Annotated in this window: 19 protein-coding genes; 3 read left to right on the forward strand and 16 right to left on the reverse strand. The window is 45.6% G+C overall.

The window, feature by feature from the left end; genetic code table 11:
- Positions 1-46: 46 nt before the first annotated feature.
- The 15 genes from ACRQU7_RS18625 to ACRQU7_RS18695 all read right to left on the reverse strand — a co-directional run bounded on the left by ACRQU7_RS18625 (position 47) and on the right by ACRQU7_RS18695 (position 12,693).
- Positions 47-472, reverse strand: a complete 426-nt coding sequence (locus tag ACRQU7_RS18625; RefSeq protein WP_444642588.1) for a hypothetical protein — start codon at positions 470-472, stop codon at positions 47-49.
- A 223-nt stretch (positions 473-695) separates the two neighbouring features.
- Complete coding sequence (locus tag ACRQU7_RS18630; protein ID WP_141826665.1) at positions 696-893, reverse strand: hypothetical protein; 198 nt, start codon at positions 891-893, stop codon at positions 696-698.
- Positions 894-980: 87 nt separating this feature from the next.
- On the reverse strand, positions 981-1,394 hold the full coding sequence (locus ACRQU7_RS18635) for a hypothetical protein (RefSeq protein ID WP_444642591.1): 414 nt from the start codon (positions 1,392-1,394) through the stop codon (positions 981-983).
- Between the two features lie 391 nt (positions 1,395-1,785).
- A complete protein-coding gene (locus ACRQU7_RS18640) occupies positions 1,786-2,415 on the reverse strand; it encodes a hypothetical protein (RefSeq protein WP_444642593.1) in 630 nt (209 codons plus the stop codon).
- Between the two features lie 353 nt (positions 2,416-2,768).
- Positions 2,769-3,212: a DUF3888 domain-containing protein gene (locus ACRQU7_RS18645; RefSeq protein WP_444642595.1), complete on the reverse strand. Its 444-nt coding sequence runs from the start codon at positions 3,210-3,212 to the stop codon at positions 2,769-2,771.
- Between the two features lie 24 nt (positions 3,213-3,236).
- On the reverse strand, positions 3,237-3,971 hold the full coding sequence (locus ACRQU7_RS18650) for a DUF4367 domain-containing protein (RefSeq protein WP_444642597.1): 735 nt from the start codon (positions 3,969-3,971) through the stop codon (positions 3,237-3,239).
- Complete coding sequence (locus tag ACRQU7_RS18655; protein WP_243122533.1) at positions 3,964-4,521, reverse strand: RNA polymerase sigma factor; 558 nt, start codon at positions 4,519-4,521, stop codon at positions 3,964-3,966. Before ACRQU7_RS18655 ends, ACRQU7_RS18650 begins: the two co-directional genes overlap by 8 nt.
- A gap of 188 nt (positions 4,522-4,709) precedes the next feature.
- Positions 4,710-4,928, reverse strand: a complete 219-nt coding sequence (locus ACRQU7_RS18660; RefSeq protein WP_444642599.1) for a hypothetical protein — start codon at positions 4,926-4,928, stop codon at positions 4,710-4,712.
- Between the two features lie 4 nt (positions 4,929-4,932).
- A complete protein-coding gene (locus tag ACRQU7_RS18665) occupies positions 4,933-5,376 on the reverse strand; it encodes a hypothetical protein (protein ID WP_444642601.1) in 444 nt (147 codons plus the stop codon).
- 72 nt (positions 5,377-5,448) lie between these two features.
- Positions 5,449-5,949, reverse strand: coding sequence for a hypothetical protein (locus tag ACRQU7_RS18670; protein WP_444642603.1), 501 nt, complete (start codon positions 5,947-5,949; stop codon positions 5,449-5,451).
- 100 nt (positions 5,950-6,049) lie between these two features.
- Entirely contained in the window at positions 6,050-6,655 is a 606-nt protein-coding gene (locus ACRQU7_RS18675; protein ID WP_444642605.1) for a hypothetical protein, read from the reverse strand.
- Between the two features lie 490 nt (positions 6,656-7,145).
- On the reverse strand, positions 7,146-8,306 hold the full coding sequence (locus ACRQU7_RS18680; protein ID WP_444642607.1) for an FtsW/RodA/SpoVE family cell cycle protein: 1,161 nt from the start codon (positions 8,304-8,306) through the stop codon (positions 7,146-7,148).
- Positions 8,307-8,468: 162 nt separating this feature from the next.
- Entirely contained in the window at positions 8,469-9,008 is a 540-nt protein-coding gene (locus ACRQU7_RS18685) for a hypothetical protein (protein ID WP_444642609.1), read from the reverse strand.
- 1,174 nt (positions 9,009-10,182) lie between these two features.
- Positions 10,183-10,713 carry a hypothetical protein gene (locus ACRQU7_RS18690; RefSeq protein ID WP_444642611.1) on the reverse strand — a complete coding sequence of 177 codons (531 nt, stop codon included), beginning with the start codon at positions 10,711-10,713 and terminating at the stop codon, positions 10,183-10,185.
- A 582-nt stretch (positions 10,714-11,295) separates the two neighbouring features.
- Complete coding sequence (locus ACRQU7_RS18695; RefSeq protein ID WP_444642613.1) at positions 11,296-12,693, reverse strand: uracil-xanthine permease family protein; 1,398 nt, start codon at positions 12,691-12,693, stop codon at positions 11,296-11,298.
- Between the two features lie 254 nt (positions 12,694-12,947).
- Between ACRQU7_RS18695 and ACRQU7_RS18700 the strand changes: the two genes are divergently transcribed.
- From ACRQU7_RS18700 to ACRQU7_RS18710, 3 genes are all read left to right on the forward strand, one after another.
- Positions 12,948-14,879, forward strand: a complete 1,932-nt coding sequence (locus ACRQU7_RS18700; RefSeq protein WP_444642615.1) for a fructose-1,6-bisphosphatase — start codon at positions 12,948-12,950, stop codon at positions 14,877-14,879.
- 26 nt (positions 14,880-14,905) lie between these two features.
- Complete coding sequence (gene mutY, locus ACRQU7_RS18705; RefSeq protein WP_444642617.1) at positions 14,906-15,961, forward strand: A/G-specific adenine glycosylase; 1,056 nt, start codon at positions 14,906-14,908, stop codon at positions 15,959-15,961.
- 325 nt (positions 15,962-16,286) lie between these two features.
- Positions 16,287-17,045: an SDR family NAD(P)-dependent oxidoreductase gene (locus ACRQU7_RS18710; RefSeq protein ID WP_444642619.1), complete on the forward strand. Its 759-nt coding sequence runs from the start codon at positions 16,287-16,289 to the stop codon at positions 17,043-17,045.
- A 53-nt stretch (positions 17,046-17,098) separates the two neighbouring features.
- Here ACRQU7_RS18710 and ACRQU7_RS18715 read toward each other — a convergent pair whose 3' ends face one another.
- The gene (locus ACRQU7_RS18715) at positions 17,099-17,929 is read right to left on the reverse strand and encodes a Cof-type HAD-IIB family hydrolase (protein ID WP_038326191.1); all 831 of its coding nucleotides are present in this window, start codon (positions 17,927-17,929) and stop codon (positions 17,099-17,101) included.
- Between the last annotated feature and the right edge of the window lie 209 nt (positions 17,930-18,138).

The following is an 18,138-nucleotide window of genomic DNA, read 5'->3' on the forward strand; positions in this document are numbered from 1 at the left end:
TTCCGTAGGGATGGATGCTACAGGAGAAAGACTGCATTGAAAAAGATTATCCACAGTAATCCTGACAGGAAACGCTGATGCTTTCGGCTGTGCCGTTGCGGTAAACTTTCGCTTTTATTTCGACTTCATAGGTATATCCGCTGGAAACATAATAGGAATTGTCGAAATAGAAAGTCTCACCGCTGGTACTTAGCCCCGTCCAGGCCTTGACGGTTGTTTTGGTCGACCCGACCACCCGTTTCAGATAAACGGTCGCGGTGATTTGGGTCGTGCCGCTTTTCCCCTCCACGATTGCGGAACAGTCCGCCCGCGTGCCGGAAAAGTCGAGGTAGGCCGACGCGCTGTCGGTATTGGTGTACATAATATGCATATCGGAATCAGAGGAAGCGGGTTTTACCGCAGCAAACGCGGGGACATTCACCGTAATCAGCAGAACAAGGGCAGTGACAAGGGCCATCAGTTTTGTTTTCATAAAGATTACCTTCCTTTTCCATTTATTTTTCCTTCTACTACATTAACGACGGACCCCCCTGTTTTGTTACACTTTTTTTCAAACTTTTTTAAATTTATTTTTGCTGCTCTGAAATTTTGGCAGTCCGGATCCGTTCGTCCTTTAAAATCGCGGGGCTAAGTGTTACCAAATTAACTTTAAAAGGCTATTATTATATGAGAACTTTTTATTGATATAGGCCAGTTCATAAATGATCCTTTTCAATAGACTTATAATGAAAGAAAACGATTACCAAAGAAATGATACAACTTCCAATCATCTCTCTTATAAAAAAAGCGGTAGAAAAAAGGGCAGGATCTGATGCAAAAACAAGTACAAGAAAAAAGACAAACCAATTTAGAAAGAACTTTTTCCAATCAATTGATTTTAATTTTTCTTTCATGGGATCCCCCCTTCTGCCCTCGCTGCAAACAAAATGACAACCTACGGCCGCCGGTTTCCCGGCGGCTGCTTTGTAATAAACAAGAAATTATTCATCCGGCTTTTTCGGGCGGTATTTTCGGTCTCCGATTGCACGAAGGATCACGGCCACGATGAACACCCCGAGAATCCCTTCTTTCAGCCACAGAAATTCCGGAAGCAGCAGAATCACCAGAAGAACAAGCAGGAACAGGAAGAAAAAACGATCGATACACCGGTAAAGATGATAAAAAGGGCTGCTTCCAAGCTGCATGGGAAGATGGTCTTGTTCCATGATGCCTGCCGAATTGACTTCACTGGTTACAAACCAGAGCCAAAATAAAACCACCCTGATTTGCCAGTAGGTTCTGGGAATTGACCACGCGGCCACAAGCAACGCCAAAGCTATAAACAGGTAAAACCTCTCAATGATTGGGAATGAAAAGCGCACCAGCTTATTGCGGAATTTTTCGAGAAAGCCCATAGAAACCATCCCCTCTCCTCAGTTTTTATACACATTTAAAATTCTTTTTTCTAATAATGAGTAATTTCTTAAGTCTGAAACCTTATTTTTGAAGGGGAACATAAGCACAAAGCTACGAATGTGTACCCGTAGCTTTGTGCTTTCCTATCTGTTGTTGATTTTGCGTTGATTCACCTTTTTACGTGAATAAAGTTACTTTACTCTTTTGGTGTATCATCTTTTTTTGTATGCCTAAATAATAATTTTTTTAATTGATCTTTCCAATATAAAACAGTAAATATGATCATACCAATAAACCTTACAATATACATATCATAAGGCAAATATAATATAACAATAAAAATTATAGAAGCAATGCATTTAAATAAAAAACTGTTGTTATCTTCATTTGTCACCACATACCCCCGGAAATGATCGCTTCCCCATAACCAAGATATGAATCGTCCAATGTACACGAAGTGCCTATTTTTGTTTGATAATATGCAAATGTTCCATCGGAATATTTTACTTCTCTATAACTTTTTCGTCTGTCAGCTTCAATCCATTGTCCAGGTTGTACGGGAAGTGTATATCCAATTAAATCTGCAATGTAAGAGGCAGCCGTATACGCAGCGCCATAAGAACAAGTTAGGATTGGACTAATGATAGTATTAAGAACTAATGCAAATTGCATTGTTTCTGTAGGAGACATTGCATAATAGCTATCATATCCACCAAACCAAGGCCCATATACAAGGCCTCCGCTGGCGGCGGCTTTTGCGTTGATGTGGGCAATCTCTTCCTGAGAAAGCGTCTGATTGCCGTACTTCTGAATATTGTTCTTCATTTCGGTAAGTTCTGCCACGGAAATTCCGGTCGGCAGCTTAATTGTCTCAGTTCCGGTCTTTCGTTGAAGAACGACCTCGTTTTTCAACTGAGATGTGCTCTCCTTCTCCGCCGCAAACCCCGGTACAGAAATAGCGAACGACATTGCCAAAACAAGAACCAAGCTGATTATTTTTTTCATGTTATGTTTCATCATTTTATTCTCCTTCATTTTGTCAATAGTTTCAATTTGAGCGGAAATGAATGGAGGAATTTTTCACCCCGTTACCGGTCCACCGGAACCACTTCTTTTCTTAAATATTTATTTTCAATGCGCGCATTTGAAATCTTTTATTTTTTCTTCTATAACATTAACGACGTCCCCCCGTGTTTTGTTACACTTTTTTCAAATTTTTTTAAATTTATTTTTGTTTGTTCCCTGTTAACCGACTGCAGCCGCCGTTTTCCCGGCGGCTGCTACCATTACGTAATCGCTCTTTGCAATTAGGGTCTGTCTGCGCGTTCTGATAAAATTGGTAAAGGAGAGAGTTCCGGCCCTCTCCTTCCAACTTATGGCAATGGTTTTTTGATTAATGATTGAAGATTTTGAGGTAAATCATAACTTTTCAAATGCTCATATTTTTTCATGTTGACAGTCCTATCTGCTGATATCTCAAATGTCATTTTATCTCGTCCGATAGAAATATGTGGACCAACATAAGGCTCTAATTCGACTGTTACGGTATAAATTGAACTGCCTACATCTCCGACAATACTTGTGATTTTAGAGTCTCCCAAATAGGCAGCGACTGTCGGCTCAATAGATATATACGGTTCGTAAAAATCATCAACAGATTTTTGAATTTTAGGAATTAAAAGTGTCATTACGATTTTATCTAATCTTTCTGAATCGTCCGAGCTTACAGGGCTTTTACCTGTGTATCCTAAAGCATACACAGTAACACCGGTTGCAACAATTACCAACACCAGTGCAGCACTTAATAGCTTTTTCATTTTATCGCCCCATATTATAATATTTTATTGCTGCTCCGCACTTTCGGCAATCCGGATCAGTTCGTCCTTTGAAATCGTGGAGCTGAGCACGAGGCTGGTCTTTTTGCTCTGCCAAAGGACATAGGACCTGTCCTGATCCCCTTTTGCCTCGAACAGGACCGCTTTTTCCCCTTTTATGGTAATTTCACGATAAGTGGTATGCTCGGAGTCGATCGACATTTTCCCCGCTTTATCCAAAGGCGTCTGCGTAAAGGTCACGGAAGCGCCCTTCCCGTTTTCATAAGTGGTCATGTGGACGGGCCCGACATTCTTTTCCTCCGCCATAAAAAATCCTTCCGGAAGATACTGCGGCTCCCAGACTTCCGGCTGTTCCCCGGCAGGGGATTCTTCGGAGGGAGCGCCGCTCGTCGTTTCCTCAAAATAGATATCCACATGCTCCGCTTTCCACTCCAGTACGGAATTGAAAATGGCGTTCCTGCTCGCTTCCACGCTCAGCAGGCTTCCCAGGGAAATCGGGATAATGATGGCGGCAATGACCGCCGCCCGTTTCGCAAGCCGCAAAAAATTCTTCCGCCTGCTCCGGCGGTCGCCTTCCTTAATAAGGTCCCGTATCCTTTTTGTGAGCCGTTCCGGGAGCGCGTACTCCCCGCTCAGCTCCTGCCCGGACGGAAGAGCGTCCAGTTCACGCCGAAAATCCTCCGCTGCCGCCGCTTTCAGAAGCGTGTCGAACAGCCGGACGTTCAGTTCCGATTCATTCATTGCCTTTCTCCCTCCTGCTCATCTCTTGCATAAGCGCCTTTCTGGCACGCTGAAACCGAACGCGGACATTTTCCTGAGAAATTGCCAGCATTTCTGCGATTTCTTCATCCTCATACTCATAAATCAGCTTCAGTCTTAACACATCCCTGTAACGTTCGTTCAGGCAGGAAAGGCAATCCATAACAAAATGATAGCTCTCCGCGGAAACGATCGATTCCAGCGGGGCGTCGTCCTCCGCCGTGGGGACTTCTGTTTCCAGCTCCTCCAGCGGAACACTGTGCCTGCGCTTTTCGCTTTTCAGCATATCGTAAGAAATATGTCTCACTATGATAACGACTAACCCCCTGGTTTTGTTACAGTTTTCAAAGTGAAATTTTTGCAAATTGTCAATAATTTTAATAAAAGCCTGTGAAACAGCGTCTTCCGCGCGGGCCTGATCCTTCAAAATGCTCTGTGCTATGTACAGCATGGTGCTGCCGTGCTTCCGGTAAAGCTCCTCTACGAGGCTTCGGTCCGCCTCGTTTTGAATTTCCTGTATAATAATCAGCACTTTTCATTCCCTTTCTTATTCACAAGAATTAAGTTATTGTCATTATAACAATTTGGTCGCAATTTTACAAATAGGAAAGGAAATTAATTCAAAAACTGGAAATTGTAAGAGCAAGGCCACGGATGCCCTATGGTATCCGTGGCCTTACATTAAGAGAGGAATATTTTCCCGGAAAAACATGCGGAATATTATTTCTCCGACTTATTATCTTTTGGGATATGCTTGGACAGGAATCTTCCGATATTGTCTCTCCATATGATCAGATTCAGGATGATCAGGCCTATGATCTTCAAAACATATCTGTCATTTGGCAAATACGCCGTAATGATAAAAATAACACAGCCAACGCCAGTAATGATATACCCTTTTGCATTTTTCAACTTCTGCATTCCTCCGAAATACTTCATATCTCTATTCTCCGCTAAAGGGAATAAGGGTGGCCAGGAAAGCAATACAGGCGGCGATGACCAGCAGGCTGATCCCCTGTTCCTTCCGGATAATCAATTTATTCTGCGCTTTGCTTTCCCGGGCGATTTCAATGCCGTCCGGGATGAAAAGGACGACAAACGACGTGATTGCGAAGAACAGATAATACCGTCTGAAAAGAAAGCCCAGAATAAGAGGAACTCCCCAGAGTGCCCGACAGATCAGCTGAAAGCTGCTTTCCGTCTCCCCGTCGCTTTTTCCGGTAATCCTGAGCACCAGCTTTCCAATACTGTCCCGGGACAGTATCATAAAATATATGACCATGGCGGCCACCTTAAGAGCGTACCAGTCAAACGGTGCCAAAATCCAAAAAGCGCCGGCCGCGGAAGCGATAAACGGAAGTGCCGGATGATCGATTATTTTTTCCATGCGTTTCAATTCCCACATTCCCCCAGACTGATCTTGTGATATCCGCGTAGACGGGCGCAAGTGGCTTTCCTTTTACTCAAGATTTACAGGAATCTCAATATTTTTCTCTTCCAACCGGACAATTGCGGTTTTGTAAAGATTTCTCCCGGGATCGTAATAGTCGTATATCGTAAAAGGAAAATTCAGATTTACTTTTCGATCAGGTATATCAACAAACGCAATCGTGTCGGCAGACTCCCCGTTTCCCCTGACAAGCTGAATATCGCAGCGCGACACATCTTCCCAGTGGCCGTCAAGGGATACCTCTCCCACAATAAACCCTTTTACATCCTTCAGTTCCTCTCTTGAATTATAAATCCAGATATAGGGAGATTTCTTCTCCAAAAAGACGTCATAATCCCGGTAACGCGTGAACTGTACGCAAACACTGCCGTTCTTTCCGCTGTACCGCGCGTTTTCCTGTTCCGGAGGGTCGCCGGGGAAAAAGAAAACGGCAGCCATGAGCACAAGGCAGCAAAGTATCACGCCCCCCGGTATTGCTTCCCGCCTGGTAAAATGTTTCGTAAATTTCATGATTTACTCATTCCCTCCTTCCGTTTATTCCTCTGACCTTTTCGGGCAGTATTTCCAGTCACCGACAGCGCGGAGGATCAGGGCCACGAATTCAGAAAAATCAGTGAGCTTCTTCCACGATCGGTGCATCAAAAGGAAAATTGGCAATGATAGGGTCTAAAGATACCTGCGGAACGAGCCTCGTTTCTAACAGAAAATTAGTTAGGCCAATATATTTTATCGTTTTCTGGTTGATTTCGTCGTCTTCATAGATGGCCAAGAACCCCTCTATCTCCTGACGCTGGTTCTCATATTGATCTCCTCCCAAATCGTCAGGTAAGCGACCGGCGGTGTATGGAATCAAATTATGTTTATAAGTCTTCCAGTTGGATGAATTCAATTCGTCCAGCTTCCATTTTTTCATCATCAGCTGCAATAATTCATTATCCCGCTTCTTCACAGACAGCATTGCTTTTTCCCGGTCCTGAAAGGTACAGAGCAGCCTGTTTTTCCTGCCGTTGATTTCCACAACATTTTTAATGACCACAGGTTCTATCTCATGCATCTGTAAACTAACAGATGCTCTTGAATTCTCCGGATATACTTGTATGGAACTGGAGGTAGTTACTCTTCCCTGCGAACTTTTTATAAGGAAGCAAACGACTAAGGCCAGGATAACGATTCCAAGGATTTCTATTACAGTTGATCGCTTTCGTGTGTTCTTCATACAACACTTCCTTTTACGGGATGACGGCACCTTTCTTTTTCTCCCTACAACATTAACGACTGACACCCTTGTTTTGTTACACTTTTTTCCAAAATTTTTTATAAATAATTCCACAGGAGGACAAATAAAAATCGGCCCTAAGTACACTTTGTACTCATGGTGCCGTTTTGTGATCTGACTGTTTTATTCCCACTTTTAAAGACCTTCCTTGGGCTCTTTTATTGTTATTTTCGATTGTATATTATTATTAATGATAAAATATATACAGCAGAAATGATCCAGTAGATGATTTTCGTAATAGAGGCCATTTTATGATTTCCTTTTTTCTCAAAGTAACTGCCGATAATATTCGTTAAAACCAATACGATAACCCAAATAATCATAAAAATGATATTTAGATATTTATCTACCATTATGCTTCTGATACTCCTTTTGGCTATATGACCTATTATAATTTTGTTATCAGAATCGGTGTGATCACTTTTTGAAATTATTTGGTATTCAGGGCCAAGCCTCCATAATCAAACCTATCGTGATGCATGTAAACACTGAGCACCAATCCAAATCCAAAATATAAGCAGGCAGCAGAAGATCCTCCTGCGCTGAAGAACGGTAAAGTAATTCCCATTACAGGAAGCAAATCCAAACACATCCCTAAATTAAAAAGCATTTGTGAAGTAATCATTCCAAAAAATCCTATACAGATTGAACTGCCCAATAAATCTTTGGTGTTTTTCGCAATGCGCAGCGTATGTAACAGAAATAAAAAAAGCAAAAGCACCGCGCTTAAACAACCTATTAAGCCTAATTGTTCTCCAATTGCAGAAAATATAAAATCACTCTGCTGTACGGATACTAAGCAATTGTTTACCCGCGGACTTTGGAACAGACCACGTCCCCAAAGTCCACCGCTGCCAATGGATGTCCTCGCCTGAATTTGCTGATAGCCGTAATGAAGAGGATCCGAATCTAAATTGTAGGTAATTAATATACGGCTTTTTTGATAATCCGACATAATGTATTTCCAAGCTACCGGTACCAGAATGAATAATGATAATGCCAGCCCAAAGAAATATCTCAATGGAATCCCTGCTCCAAACGCCATAAACAGAAACATACAGAAAAATATGATAGCTGCTCCATCATCCCCTTGTAAATGGACGAGAGCAATCGGAATAAGGGCATGCAGCGCCAAAAGAATTACGTGTAAAAAAGACGAAAGCTTTCCGCGTATCTTTAATTCATTTAAATGCTTTGAAAAAGAGATCAAAAAACCAATCTTTGTCAATTCGCTGGGCTGAAAGGTACCTATAACCGGTACGCTTATCCATGCCCTCGCATTAACTCCATCAGCCCCTGTAACTGGTTTACCGAATTTTAAAGTAAAGATAAGTAAGAAGAAGCAAAAGCCCGCCACCACATACCAATAATTACTTATTTCCTTATAGTCTAAAAATGTAATGAATATGGCTCCGGAATATCCAATCACCATTGCAATAAATTGAGTTGTAAAATAGCTACGGGAATTATCTGGCGGTGTCGGTATTGTTTTCAATATTAAAAGTCCATATGCCGAGATAAGCAACATTAAAAGCCAATATAATTTATCTGTCGATAAAAAGTAACGATAGACGTTCTTCCATATCCCCAAATTTTACTCCTCCGATTTTATATGTCTATAATGAACACTCTTTGAGTCTTAAAGTAAACTAACCACAATAAAATGAATATTTAGAAATGACTGGGATTACCAAATTCAGTAATCCCAGTCAGAAGACAGAACAATTACTGGCTTTTATTTGTGCTTTTTCCTCTATCTGTAAACTTTAAAATCTAAATGAAATGGATAGTCTGGATATGGCTTAGAAATGCGGAAGAAATATTTATCACTCGTATTTAAGTTATAAAAACGCACTCCGCCAGTGACTTTTCCACTTGAACTTGGAATAGTTGTTTGCCAAGAAACATAACTGCCATTGCTACTGCTTATGCATTCAATTGTCAGCCCTGTGTCTGTTGAAGGAATTGTTTTCGTATAATAACCAGAAAAATCTACGTACAATTCACCATTTGAACTTGGCTGGAAATTATAATTGCTGTAAACGGCCGTATTAAAGTCCGCGCTTCCATAATATGTTCCAGATGACCAATTCCAGGTTTGCGTAGGTTTACTTGCTCCCATTGGTATAATGTTATTTTTAGAAGTTTCTCGGATGTCCGAATTTAAGATTTTCGTATCAATGTCTATTTTCTCTGCTTTCGGAGAAGTAGCCGCAAACCCCGGCACAGAAATAGCGAGCGACATTGCCAATACAAGAACTAAACTGATTATTTTTTTCATGCTATGTTTCATTGTTTTCATTCTCCTTTATTTTATCGTTTGTTTGTATTGAGCGGAAATGAATGGAGGAATTTTTCACCCCAAACCTTGCCCATCGGAATCATCTCTTTCTTCAGCTAATTTATTCTAAATGCGTGTCGCGCGCCATGCATTTAACGGCTTTTATTTTTCCTTCTACAACATTAACGACTGACACCCTTGTTTTGTTACACTTTTTTCCAAAACTTTTTTAATATTATTATCAGCTCTCCTGATATCTGCAGGTAGCGGACATGGTGATAGTTCTATCGGAGCAGATCATGGCAAGCCAAAAAAAATTTCAAAAAAGTGTTACAAAAGTTCCTTTCAATCGTTATATTAACAGAAAGATAAATTTCACATTTCATACCTCTTGTGGATTTTCGGCAATCCCTGTTCACATGTAGAAATAAAGAAATTTTTTAAAAAATTGTCAGCCAGAATTTAAAAAGCTGAAAGATAGGAGATTGACGATTGTTAGAAAATAACCAAAAATACAGTAAAGTGATTCTCGCATGTGCCGGTTCAATCGCTGTGATCCTTTATATATTCTTTATTATTTATTCAAACAAGGCTCATGAGCTTTTAATCCTTAAAAATCCTATCTACAATAAAGCGTTCTCTCAGTATCATTACCTTGCGGGCATGTTTATTCAGTTATATGTAATATGGCTTCACCTGGTAACCCTTTACATATACTGTCTGAACAGGATAACCCGGCTTCGGGGGCTTTTGCTGCTGGGAATCCTCTCCATGCTGATATTTGGATTTTGTTTGATTATGGAAATAGCATTAAACTACTATTTTTTTAAGATCAATTCCGACATCCTGCAATTTATTTTAATATTGATCAGTGAATTTGTATTTTACTCCATTTTGTGTATACTGAACAGGATAAAAAATAAAGTTCGTCAAAAAAAGAGGTCGTAGTGGTACGAACACAAAAACAGCTATGAGCGCACAAAGCGCCCATAGCTGTTTTCATATATTCCAATTTTCGAAAAGGAGTTCCGTCTTTATTCCGCCGCCGGTTTTTCCCTTCGCGCTGAACATACGCAAGACAAATATTCCTTTTAGATGCCTTTTATCATAATTTTTTCTTTATATTTATTAATGGTTTTGAAATGACAATAGTGAAGAAAGTGATTCTATGACCAACCCCCAAATACTAGGTCAAATCATCCACCTGATAGGACAAGAAAACATGGTCATTATACTCTTTCATTTCCTTGAATTCTTCGGTGAAATCTTGTGATAAATCATTGATTCGCCCAACCTGATAGCGAACTTTTTTATTTTCAAATGTGAAATTCCCACTGGTTTTAGTAAATGGATTATTATCCAAGCGATAACAAGGTATGCTTCTAGTAATATAAAACCCATTTGTGTCGCGATGAAGAATAGCCGCAGTAAAAACTTTTATTTTTGATTCCGAGTTTGTATTCATCCCAGACGCCTTTGCAACAGCTTCAATAAACAGCAATTCATTACCGTTTACTTGCTCCTGATTAATGATCAAGTACGAATCGAACCCATTGCCCTTGTCGAAATAAGCAGAAAGAGCATCCTGGGGCTTGCTGTGATAATAAAGATTATCATCTGGAATTAATCTGTTACTTTGAAAATAAATAAAACCAAAAATGAATAATACGACAAATAACGATCCAACTAAATAGAATCTTTTCATAATAAGTTCCATTTCATATAATAATTCTTCTCAAAGGCGTAGCTTGCGCTACACCTTTGAGAAATCAACCAGATATCACCTAAAAAGAAATTCTTAAAATATTACCATGCGTAACTTTTTTTCACTAAATAATAAACTCCATCAGCAAATCCATTCACAGTAGTCGGATAAGCTGCTTAACATTTGTTTGTATTGTAGATACATAAACCGGTTGTTGATAATCATTATATGTCCACTTTTCAACATTTCCAGTTACTTTATATCTTTTAAGGTTAAAGCATACTCTTCCATACATTCCTGAAGATACTGGAAAGCTTGCTGAAAACGTTGTAGATGTACTTTGACTAAAGCTGATAGATGCACCGGCTGCCGCACTAAAGATAAGATTCTGTTTTTCCTTCTATAACATTAACGACTGACCCCCTTATTTTGTTACACTTTTTTCAGATTTTTTAATATTCTTTTAAGTCGGTTTTTTAAGCTGTCAGCGATGCGAGAAACTGGTAAACAGAACCGCGCCTAAAAAAACGGCCATGAGTACAAAGTGTACTCATGGCCGCTGTGCGGTATCTTTTATTTCTATCTAACGAGGGATTATTCCTCCGCCGCCGGTTTTTCCTTTCCGATATTCAGAACCAGGTTCAGCAGGATTCCGAAAATCGCCGCGGTGGCAATTGCCGGGAATTTCACGCCGAACATGGGGATCATGCCGTCGGAAAACGCGAAGCTGCCGCCGATGCCGATGGTCAGGACGGTGGCGATAATCGCGAGGTTGCGCGAGTCGAACATATCAACCTTTTTGCTGATCATAATGGTTACGCCCTGTGACGCGATGACACCGAACAGATAAATGGAAATGCCGCCTATCACCGCGTTGGGAATCGAATAGACCGCCGCGGTCAGCGGGGTAAAGCAGGAAATAACCATGGTGATGATGGCCGCCGCAATCAGCATCGGCGTGGAAAAGTTCTTAGTAATCGCCATGGTGCTCAGGTTCTCGCCGTAATTGGTGCCGGCCGGTCCGCCGACCACACCGGAGATCATGTCGCCAAGGCCGTCGCCGATCAGGTTCAGCCCCAGCTTGTCCGAAATATTGTACCGCTTATCGGAGCCCTTTTGTTTGGCAAGATTGTTTACATAGATATCGAGCTGATAAAGATGGGCCGTGGATTCCGGGATAGTGGCAATCGCGATCGGCATAATCGCCCCGACCGCCGCCCAGCTTGCCTGCGGCAAAGTGAAGTGCGGGAGCGCGAAGCCGATTGCCGGAATGGAAAACAGGGTGCTTGTTTCCGGAATTTTATTGAAGTCGCAGAAGGCGATTCCGTAGATGCCGCCAAGAACCAACGCCAGAACATATCCGGTCAGAAGGCCGAGCAGAATTGGGATCTGGCCCCAGGTGCCTTTCAAGTAAACGGAGAACAGGACGGTCACGAGCAGGGTCACAAGGCAGATGGTCCACGACAGGTTCAGCGCAAGCGCCTTTGTCGCGTCGGTCACGCCGTTCGGCAGGTTCGTGGGATTGCTCAGGGCCGTGCCCGCGAGGGAAAGACCGATTACCATGGCAATGCTGCCCGTAATAGTGGGAGGAAGGACTTTTTCGATTGCCTCCTGCCCGAACTGCTTAATGATAATACCGGCCGCAATGGAAACCAGTCCGGAAAGGACGATGCCGAACTGCGCGGCGGCGATTTTGTCATCGGCCACCGGGCCGGCAAACGCCTGTGCGCCCGTGATGGAGCAGATCGCCGTGATGTACGAAAAACTTGATCCGTAGAAAAGCGGGATTCTTCTTCCTGTAATCAGGATAAATCCGATGGTTGCAAGTCCGCTTGCAAAGATCGTGGTGGAAACATGGAATCCGGTGAGCAGTGCGACCAGCACCGTAGCCGGAAACATCACGATGATCTGCTGGAACGCGAACAGCAGCAGTTTCAAAAAAGGTGGCTTTTCATCAGGCAAATAGCCCGCTGCGGGTTGTTTGGTTGACAAAGACGATCCCTCCGTTTATTCAATTGGTTTTTGGCTTTCCGATTATTATACCGTATAATTATCCACAATACAACATAAAATTTAATTTTTGTTCTTTATTATTTTACGCCGTTACGATTGATTTTTTGTTGAAATTATACTATCCTATAAAAGTAAGCGTCAAAATCAACAAGAATATTCATCTGATATATGCTATAATCACAATTCAATGCGCTGCGCATGGGCCAACGAATAAGAATGAGGAGGCAGATTTCATGATTGACGAGCGCTATCTAAAGCTTCTGGCCAAGGATTATCCGAACGCACAGGCCGCCGCATCCGAAATTATCAACCTCAGAGCGATTCTAAGCCTGCCGAAAGGCACCGAATATTTTTTCAGCGATCTTCACGGAGAGCACGAAGCTTTTCTGTACCAGTTAAAAAGCGCGTCCGGCGTCGTCCGAAAAAAGGTCGACGAGCTGTTTGAGCAGTCCCTGTCCGAAGGGGAGCGCACAGCGCTCGCCCGACTGATTTATTACCCGGAAACCGAGTACTGCGCCGCAAAACAGCGGGAACCGGCGTTTGACGACTGGTGCCGCATCACCATTTACCGTCTGGTAGAGGTCTGTAAAGAGGCGTCCTCCAAATACACCCGTTCCAAGGTCCGCAAAAAGCTGCCTGAAAGCTTCGCCTACATCATCGACGAGCTCCTGCACGCGGACGGCGGCAGCAACAAGCCGCATTACCACAGCGAAATCATCCGCTCCATCGTGTCGACCCACATGAGCGAGGAGTTTATTACCGCGCTGTGCAACCTGATCCAGCAGCTTTTGATCGACAAACTACATATCATCGGCGATATTTTCGACCGCGGCCCGCGCGCCGACGCGATTATGGACGCGCTGATCAACTGCCACGACGTAGACATCCAGTGGGGCAACCACGATATCTCCTGGATGGGCGCCGCCGCCGGGAACTGGGCGTGTATTGCCAATGTGGTCCGGCTGGGCATCAGCTACAACAATTTCGACCTGCTGGAGGACGGCTACGGCATCAACCTGCGCGCGCTGTCCATCTTTGCGGAACAGACCTATCACGACGACCCGTGCGAGTTCTTCATCCCCCATATTCTGGACGAAAATCAGTACGACCCCGTGGATCTCCCGCTGGCGGCGAAAATGCACAAGGCCATGGCGGTCATCCAGTTCAAGGTAGAGGCCCAGCTCATTAAAAAGCATCCGGAATATCACATGGACGACCGGATCCTTCTGGATAAAATCAACTTCGAGAAGGGGACGGTCACGCTCGGCGGCAAAGAATACCCCCTGCGCGACAGGCTTTTCCCCACGGTCGACCCCAAAAATCCATTGGAGCTGACCCACGCGGAAACCGAGCTGATGAGAACCGTCGCGTCCTCGTTCAGCCACAGCGAACGGCTGGAAAAGCACATCCGTTTCCTGTATTCCCACGGCAGCATGTACCTGCGCATCAATTCCAACCTGCTGTACCACGGGTGCATCCCGCTCCGGGAGGACGGCAGCCTCGACTCCGTCCATTTTTACGGCCGCGACCATTCCGGACGCGAATATCTGGAATTCCTGGACGGCATGGTGCGCACCGCCTATTTCGCGCCGTCCGGTTCCCCGGAGCGCGAAAACGCGCGCGACCTGATGTGGTACCTGTGGAGCGGGGCGAGATCGCCCCTGTTCGGAAAAGCGAAGATGTCCACGTTCGAGCGCTATTTTATAGACGCGCCCGAAACGCACCGGGAGAAAATGAATCCCTACTATACGCATATTGAGCACCGCTCCACCTGCGAAATGCTGTTAAGGGAGTTCGGCCTTGACCCGTCCTCGTCGCACATCATCAACGGCCACGTCCCCGTAAAAGCGGGAGAGGTGCCGGTCAAAGGCGAAGGCCTTCTGTTTATGATCGACGGCGGCATCTCCAAGTCCTACCAGTCCCAGACCGGGATCGGGGGCTACACCTTCATTGCGAATTCCCGCTATCTGGCGCTGGCGGAGCACAAGCCGCTGAAATCCGGCTGCAGCGTGTGTGAGACTTCCCCGAAGGTCATGGTGGTGGAAGCAATCAAGCAGCGCGTCACCGTGGAGGACACCGACAACGGCGCCGAGCTCAGCCGCCAGATCGAAGAACTGACCGCGCTGCTGCAGGCTTACCGCAGCGGCACCATCAAGGAAAAATAAAACGATAAGGAAATTGAAAACGATTCATGGATCATCAACTGCAGAAAATCGTAAAGCCGCTGCTCTCGTGGTACGACGCGAACGCGCGTGTTCTTCCGTGGCGCGACAACCCCACGCCCTACCGGGTCTGGGTTTCGGAAATCATGCTCCAGCAGACGCGGGTGGAAGCGGTAAAGCCTTACTTTGAACGCTTTACTTCGGAGCTTCCCACCGTCGCCGCGCTTGCCGCCGCGCCCGAAGAGCAGCTTATGAAGCTATGGGAGGGCCTGGGTTACTACAGCCGTGCCCGCAACCTGCAAAAGGCGGCGCGCGCCGTTGTGGAGCAGTACGGCGGCGTTTTGCCCGAACATCCGGAAGAGCTTTTGCTCCTGCCCGGAATCGGGGAGTACACCGCGGGCGCCGTCGCATCCATTGCCTACGGCAAACCGGCACCGGCGGTGGACGGCAACGTCCTGCGCGTTCTGTCGCGCGTGACCGCCAGCCGGGAACCCATCGGCGACCTTTCGGTCAAGCGCGGTTTCGCCGACCGGCTTCGGGAAATTTATCCCGCCGGGCGCGCCGGCGCTTTTACCCAGTCACTGATGGAGCTGGGCGCGATCGTCTGCGTGCCGAACGCAGCGCCGAAATGCGAAGAATGCCCCCTGTCCGCCCTCTGCGCGGCACACGCGCAGGGCATCGAGCCGGAGCTGCCGGTGAAGGCGGAAAAAAAGAAGCGGACCATTGAAGAAAAAACCGTCTTTCTGATTCTCTGCGGTGAGAAAGCCGCGCTGCGCAAGCGGCCGGAAAAGGGCCTGTTGGCCGGGCTCTGGGAATTCCCCAACACCCCCGGCAGACTTTCTCCACAGCAGGCGGCGGACTGGTTGAAAACTTTGGGCGTTTCTCCCGTAAAAATAGAGCGCCTTCCCGCGTCGAAGCATATTTTCACGCACAGGGAGTGGCACATGACGAATTACCTCGTTACAGTAGAGGACACCTCACCGGACGGCGGCCTTGTCTGGGCGGACCGTGAGGAGCTGGCCCAAACCTATACGCTGCCGACCGCCTTTCAGGGCTGCCTGCGGCAGTTTCTTTCCCGAAGCTGAAAACCCCCGGAAAACGGAAAAGGCCGTCAATCCGGATGGCTCCGGTCTGACGGTCTTCCTATTCGTAAGTTGTACTGCGTAAAAAATATCCGATAACGGTTGTAGTATAGCATAATTTTTTTGAATTAACAATGAATAAATTGTGAACATTTCGACTTTTTCTTCGTATTTTGCAAATTACAGCAATTTTACTCAGAATTGCGAGATACTGAACCGGAAAGGCTTTCCAGCAACTCCCTTTCAATTTGCGAAACAAAACGCAACCCTGTTGCAGAATCAACTGGAAATGCCGTAATCGTATTTGGTGTTAGAAAAGGAGAATAAGATGAAAGCTTTGATCACCGGGGCCAGTTCCGGCATGGGCCGGGATATGGCAAAAATTCTGAGCGACAGGGGCTGCGACCTGATTCTGGTCGCCCGCCGGAGGGACCGGCTGGAACAGCTTGCATCCTCGCTGAAAACCCATACGCGGATTATCTGCGCGGACCTTTCCGTGGAGTCGGAGTGCACAGCACTTTACGAACAGGTCAGGAGCGAAAACATCGATATCCTGATCAACAACGCGGGGCTGGGCGTTTTCGGCGCGTTCGACACGACCGACCTGGAAAAGGAGCTGCGGATGATCGACACCAATATCCGCGCGGTGCATATCCTGACCAAGCTTTTTCTCAGGGATTTCAAGGCGAGGAACGCGGGCTACATCATGAACGTCGCCTCTTCCGCCGCGTTTCAGCCGGGCCCGCTGCTCTCCTCCTATTACGCCTCCAAGGCATATGTCCTGCGCCTGACGGAAGCCGTTTACGAGGAACTGCGCCGCAGCGGCAGCCGTGTGCATATTTGCGCGCTCTGCCCCGGGCCGGTCCGTACGGAATTCGATTCGGTCGCCGATGTAAAATTCAGCGTAAAAGGGCTGGAAAGCCGGTATGTTGCGGAATGCGCCCTCCGGAAAATGTTTGCGGGAAAGCTCGTGATCGTCCCCGGCACGCTGATGAAATGCACCCGTTTCTTCGGCAAATTCCTTCCCGAAAAACCGATGCTCAGAATCGCCTACCATATGCAGAAGCGGAAAACCGGCGAAAAATAAACGGCACCCCCGGCGCCTTCGTACAAAACGGAGCCGCCGGGGGCTTTTTATGTTCAGTGGATATCCAGCAGCTTTTCGATCGCGTGTGCCACTCCGTCCTCTTCGTTGGTCAGCGTTATATAATCGGCGATTTGGCGGACGGATTCGTGCCCGTTGCCCATCGCCACGCCGCAGCCGGCGAATTTCAGCATCTGCAGGTCGTTGCGCTCGTCGCCGAAAGCCATGACCTGCTCCGGGGAAATTCCCAGCATTGCGCTCAGGTGGCTCAGCGCGTCACCCTTGCTGGTGGCGGCGGCGTTGATTTCCAGATTGTTCCCGAAGGAAGCCGTAAGGGTGTATTCCATTTTTTTCGTCAGCTTTTCCACCAGCTCCCGGCGAACGTCCTCTCCCATAAAGGGGATATTGATCTTTTCAAGGCACAACCCGTTTTTCTTTAAAAACCCGGGAAGGTCTTCCACAAAAGTCTGATATTTCAGAATCATATCCCGCAGGACCGGCGGATAGTCGCGAAAGGTGGAAAGCAAACTGTAGTGCTGTTTATCGATATAGGAATGCCCCCCCGCGTAAGCTTCCACCATCACGTGATAGGGCATCAGAAAATCAATGATCCAGTCGCTTTCCTCAGCCGTCATCTGGTTCGTGTAAATCACTTTGTCCTTTTCCAGATCCACGGCGGAGGCGCCGTTGGACGTAATGGCGTACCGGATGGAACCGACATCAAGCATTTCCTTCGGAATCATATTACGCATGCGGCCCGTAGCCGGCACAAGCTCAATTCCCCGCGCGGCGGCGGCCCTCAGTATCCGAACGGTTTTTGGCGACACGGTTTTATCTGTTTTCAGAACGGTTCCGTCCATGTCGAGTGCGATCAGTTTGATGTCCAAAATTGATTTCCTCCTCAGGTTTTTGTCTTTGCTTCTATTATAACATGCTTAGCCGCTCCGGGTGAGCGTCTCGCCATTTTATTCCTGAAAAGTCCGATTTTTGTGTTAATCCACCAATTAAAATAGGTTTTATTCAAAAAAATTTTATCTATTTGGTCTTTTATTTTCGTCAAGGTGTATGTTATAATGTACTCGTATACCGTAATTTT

The organism is Caproiciproducens puteiluti (genome assembly GCF_052442865.1).
Taxonomy (GTDB): Bacteria; Bacillota; Clostridia; order Oscillospirales; family Acutalibacteraceae; genus Caproiciproducens.

What these genes read in the sequence shown, in the direction of transcription:
- ACRQU7_RS18665 (WP_444642601.1), bottom strand. Translation starts at nt 5,376, where the DNA reads ATGGAAAAAATAATCGATCATCCGGCACTTCCGTTTATCGCTTCCGCG.
- ACRQU7_RS18685 (WP_444642609.1), bottom strand. Translation starts at nt 9,008, where the DNA reads ATGAAACATAGCATGAAAAAAATAATCAGTTTAGTTCTTGTATTGGCA.
- ACRQU7_RS18670 (WP_444642603.1), bottom strand. Translation starts at nt 5,949, where the DNA reads ATGAAATTTACGAAACATTTTACCAGGCGGGAAGCAATACCGGGGGGC.
- ACRQU7_RS18625 (WP_444642588.1), bottom strand. Translation starts at nt 472, where the DNA reads ATGAAAACAAAACTGATGGCCCTTGTCACTGCCCTTGTTCTGCTGATT.
- ACRQU7_RS18640 (WP_444642593.1), bottom strand. Translation starts at nt 2,415, where the DNA reads ATGATGAAACATAACATGAAAAAAATAATCAGCTTGGTTCTTGTTTTG.
- ACRQU7_RS18635 (WP_444642591.1), bottom strand. Translation starts at nt 1,394, where the DNA reads ATGGGCTTTCTCGAAAAATTCCGCAATAAGCTGGTGCGCTTTTCATTC.
- ACRQU7_RS18690 (WP_444642611.1), bottom strand. Translation starts at nt 10,713, where the DNA reads ATGGAACTTATTATGAAAAGATTCTATTTAGTTGGATCGTTATTTGTC.
- mutY (WP_444642617.1), top strand. Translation starts at nt 14,906, where the DNA reads ATGGATCATCAACTGCAGAAAATCGTAAAGCCGCTGCTCTCGTGGTAC.
- ACRQU7_RS18630 (WP_141826665.1), bottom strand. Translation starts at nt 893, where the DNA reads ATGAAAGAAAAATTAAAATCAATTGATTGGAAAAAGTTCTTTCTAAAT.
- ACRQU7_RS18650 (WP_444642597.1), bottom strand. Translation starts at nt 3,971, where the DNA reads ATGAATGAATCGGAACTGAACGTCCGGCTGTTCGACACGCTTCTGAAA.
- ACRQU7_RS18645 (WP_444642595.1), bottom strand. Translation starts at nt 3,212, where the DNA reads ATGAAAAAGCTATTAAGTGCTGCACTGGTGTTGGTAATTGTTGCAACC.
- ACRQU7_RS18675 (WP_444642605.1), bottom strand. Translation starts at nt 6,655, where the DNA reads ATGAAGAACACACGAAAGCGATCAACTGTAATAGAAATCCTTGGAATC.
- ACRQU7_RS18660 (WP_444642599.1), bottom strand. Translation starts at nt 4,928, where the DNA reads ATGAAGTATTTCGGAGGAATGCAGAAGTTGAAAAATGCAAAAGGGTAT.
- ACRQU7_RS18710 (WP_444642619.1), top strand. Translation starts at nt 16,287, where the DNA reads ATGAAAGCTTTGATCACCGGGGCCAGTTCCGGCATGGGCCGGGATATG.
- ACRQU7_RS18700 (WP_444642615.1), top strand. Translation starts at nt 12,948, where the DNA reads ATGATTGACGAGCGCTATCTAAAGCTTCTGGCCAAGGATTATCCGAAC.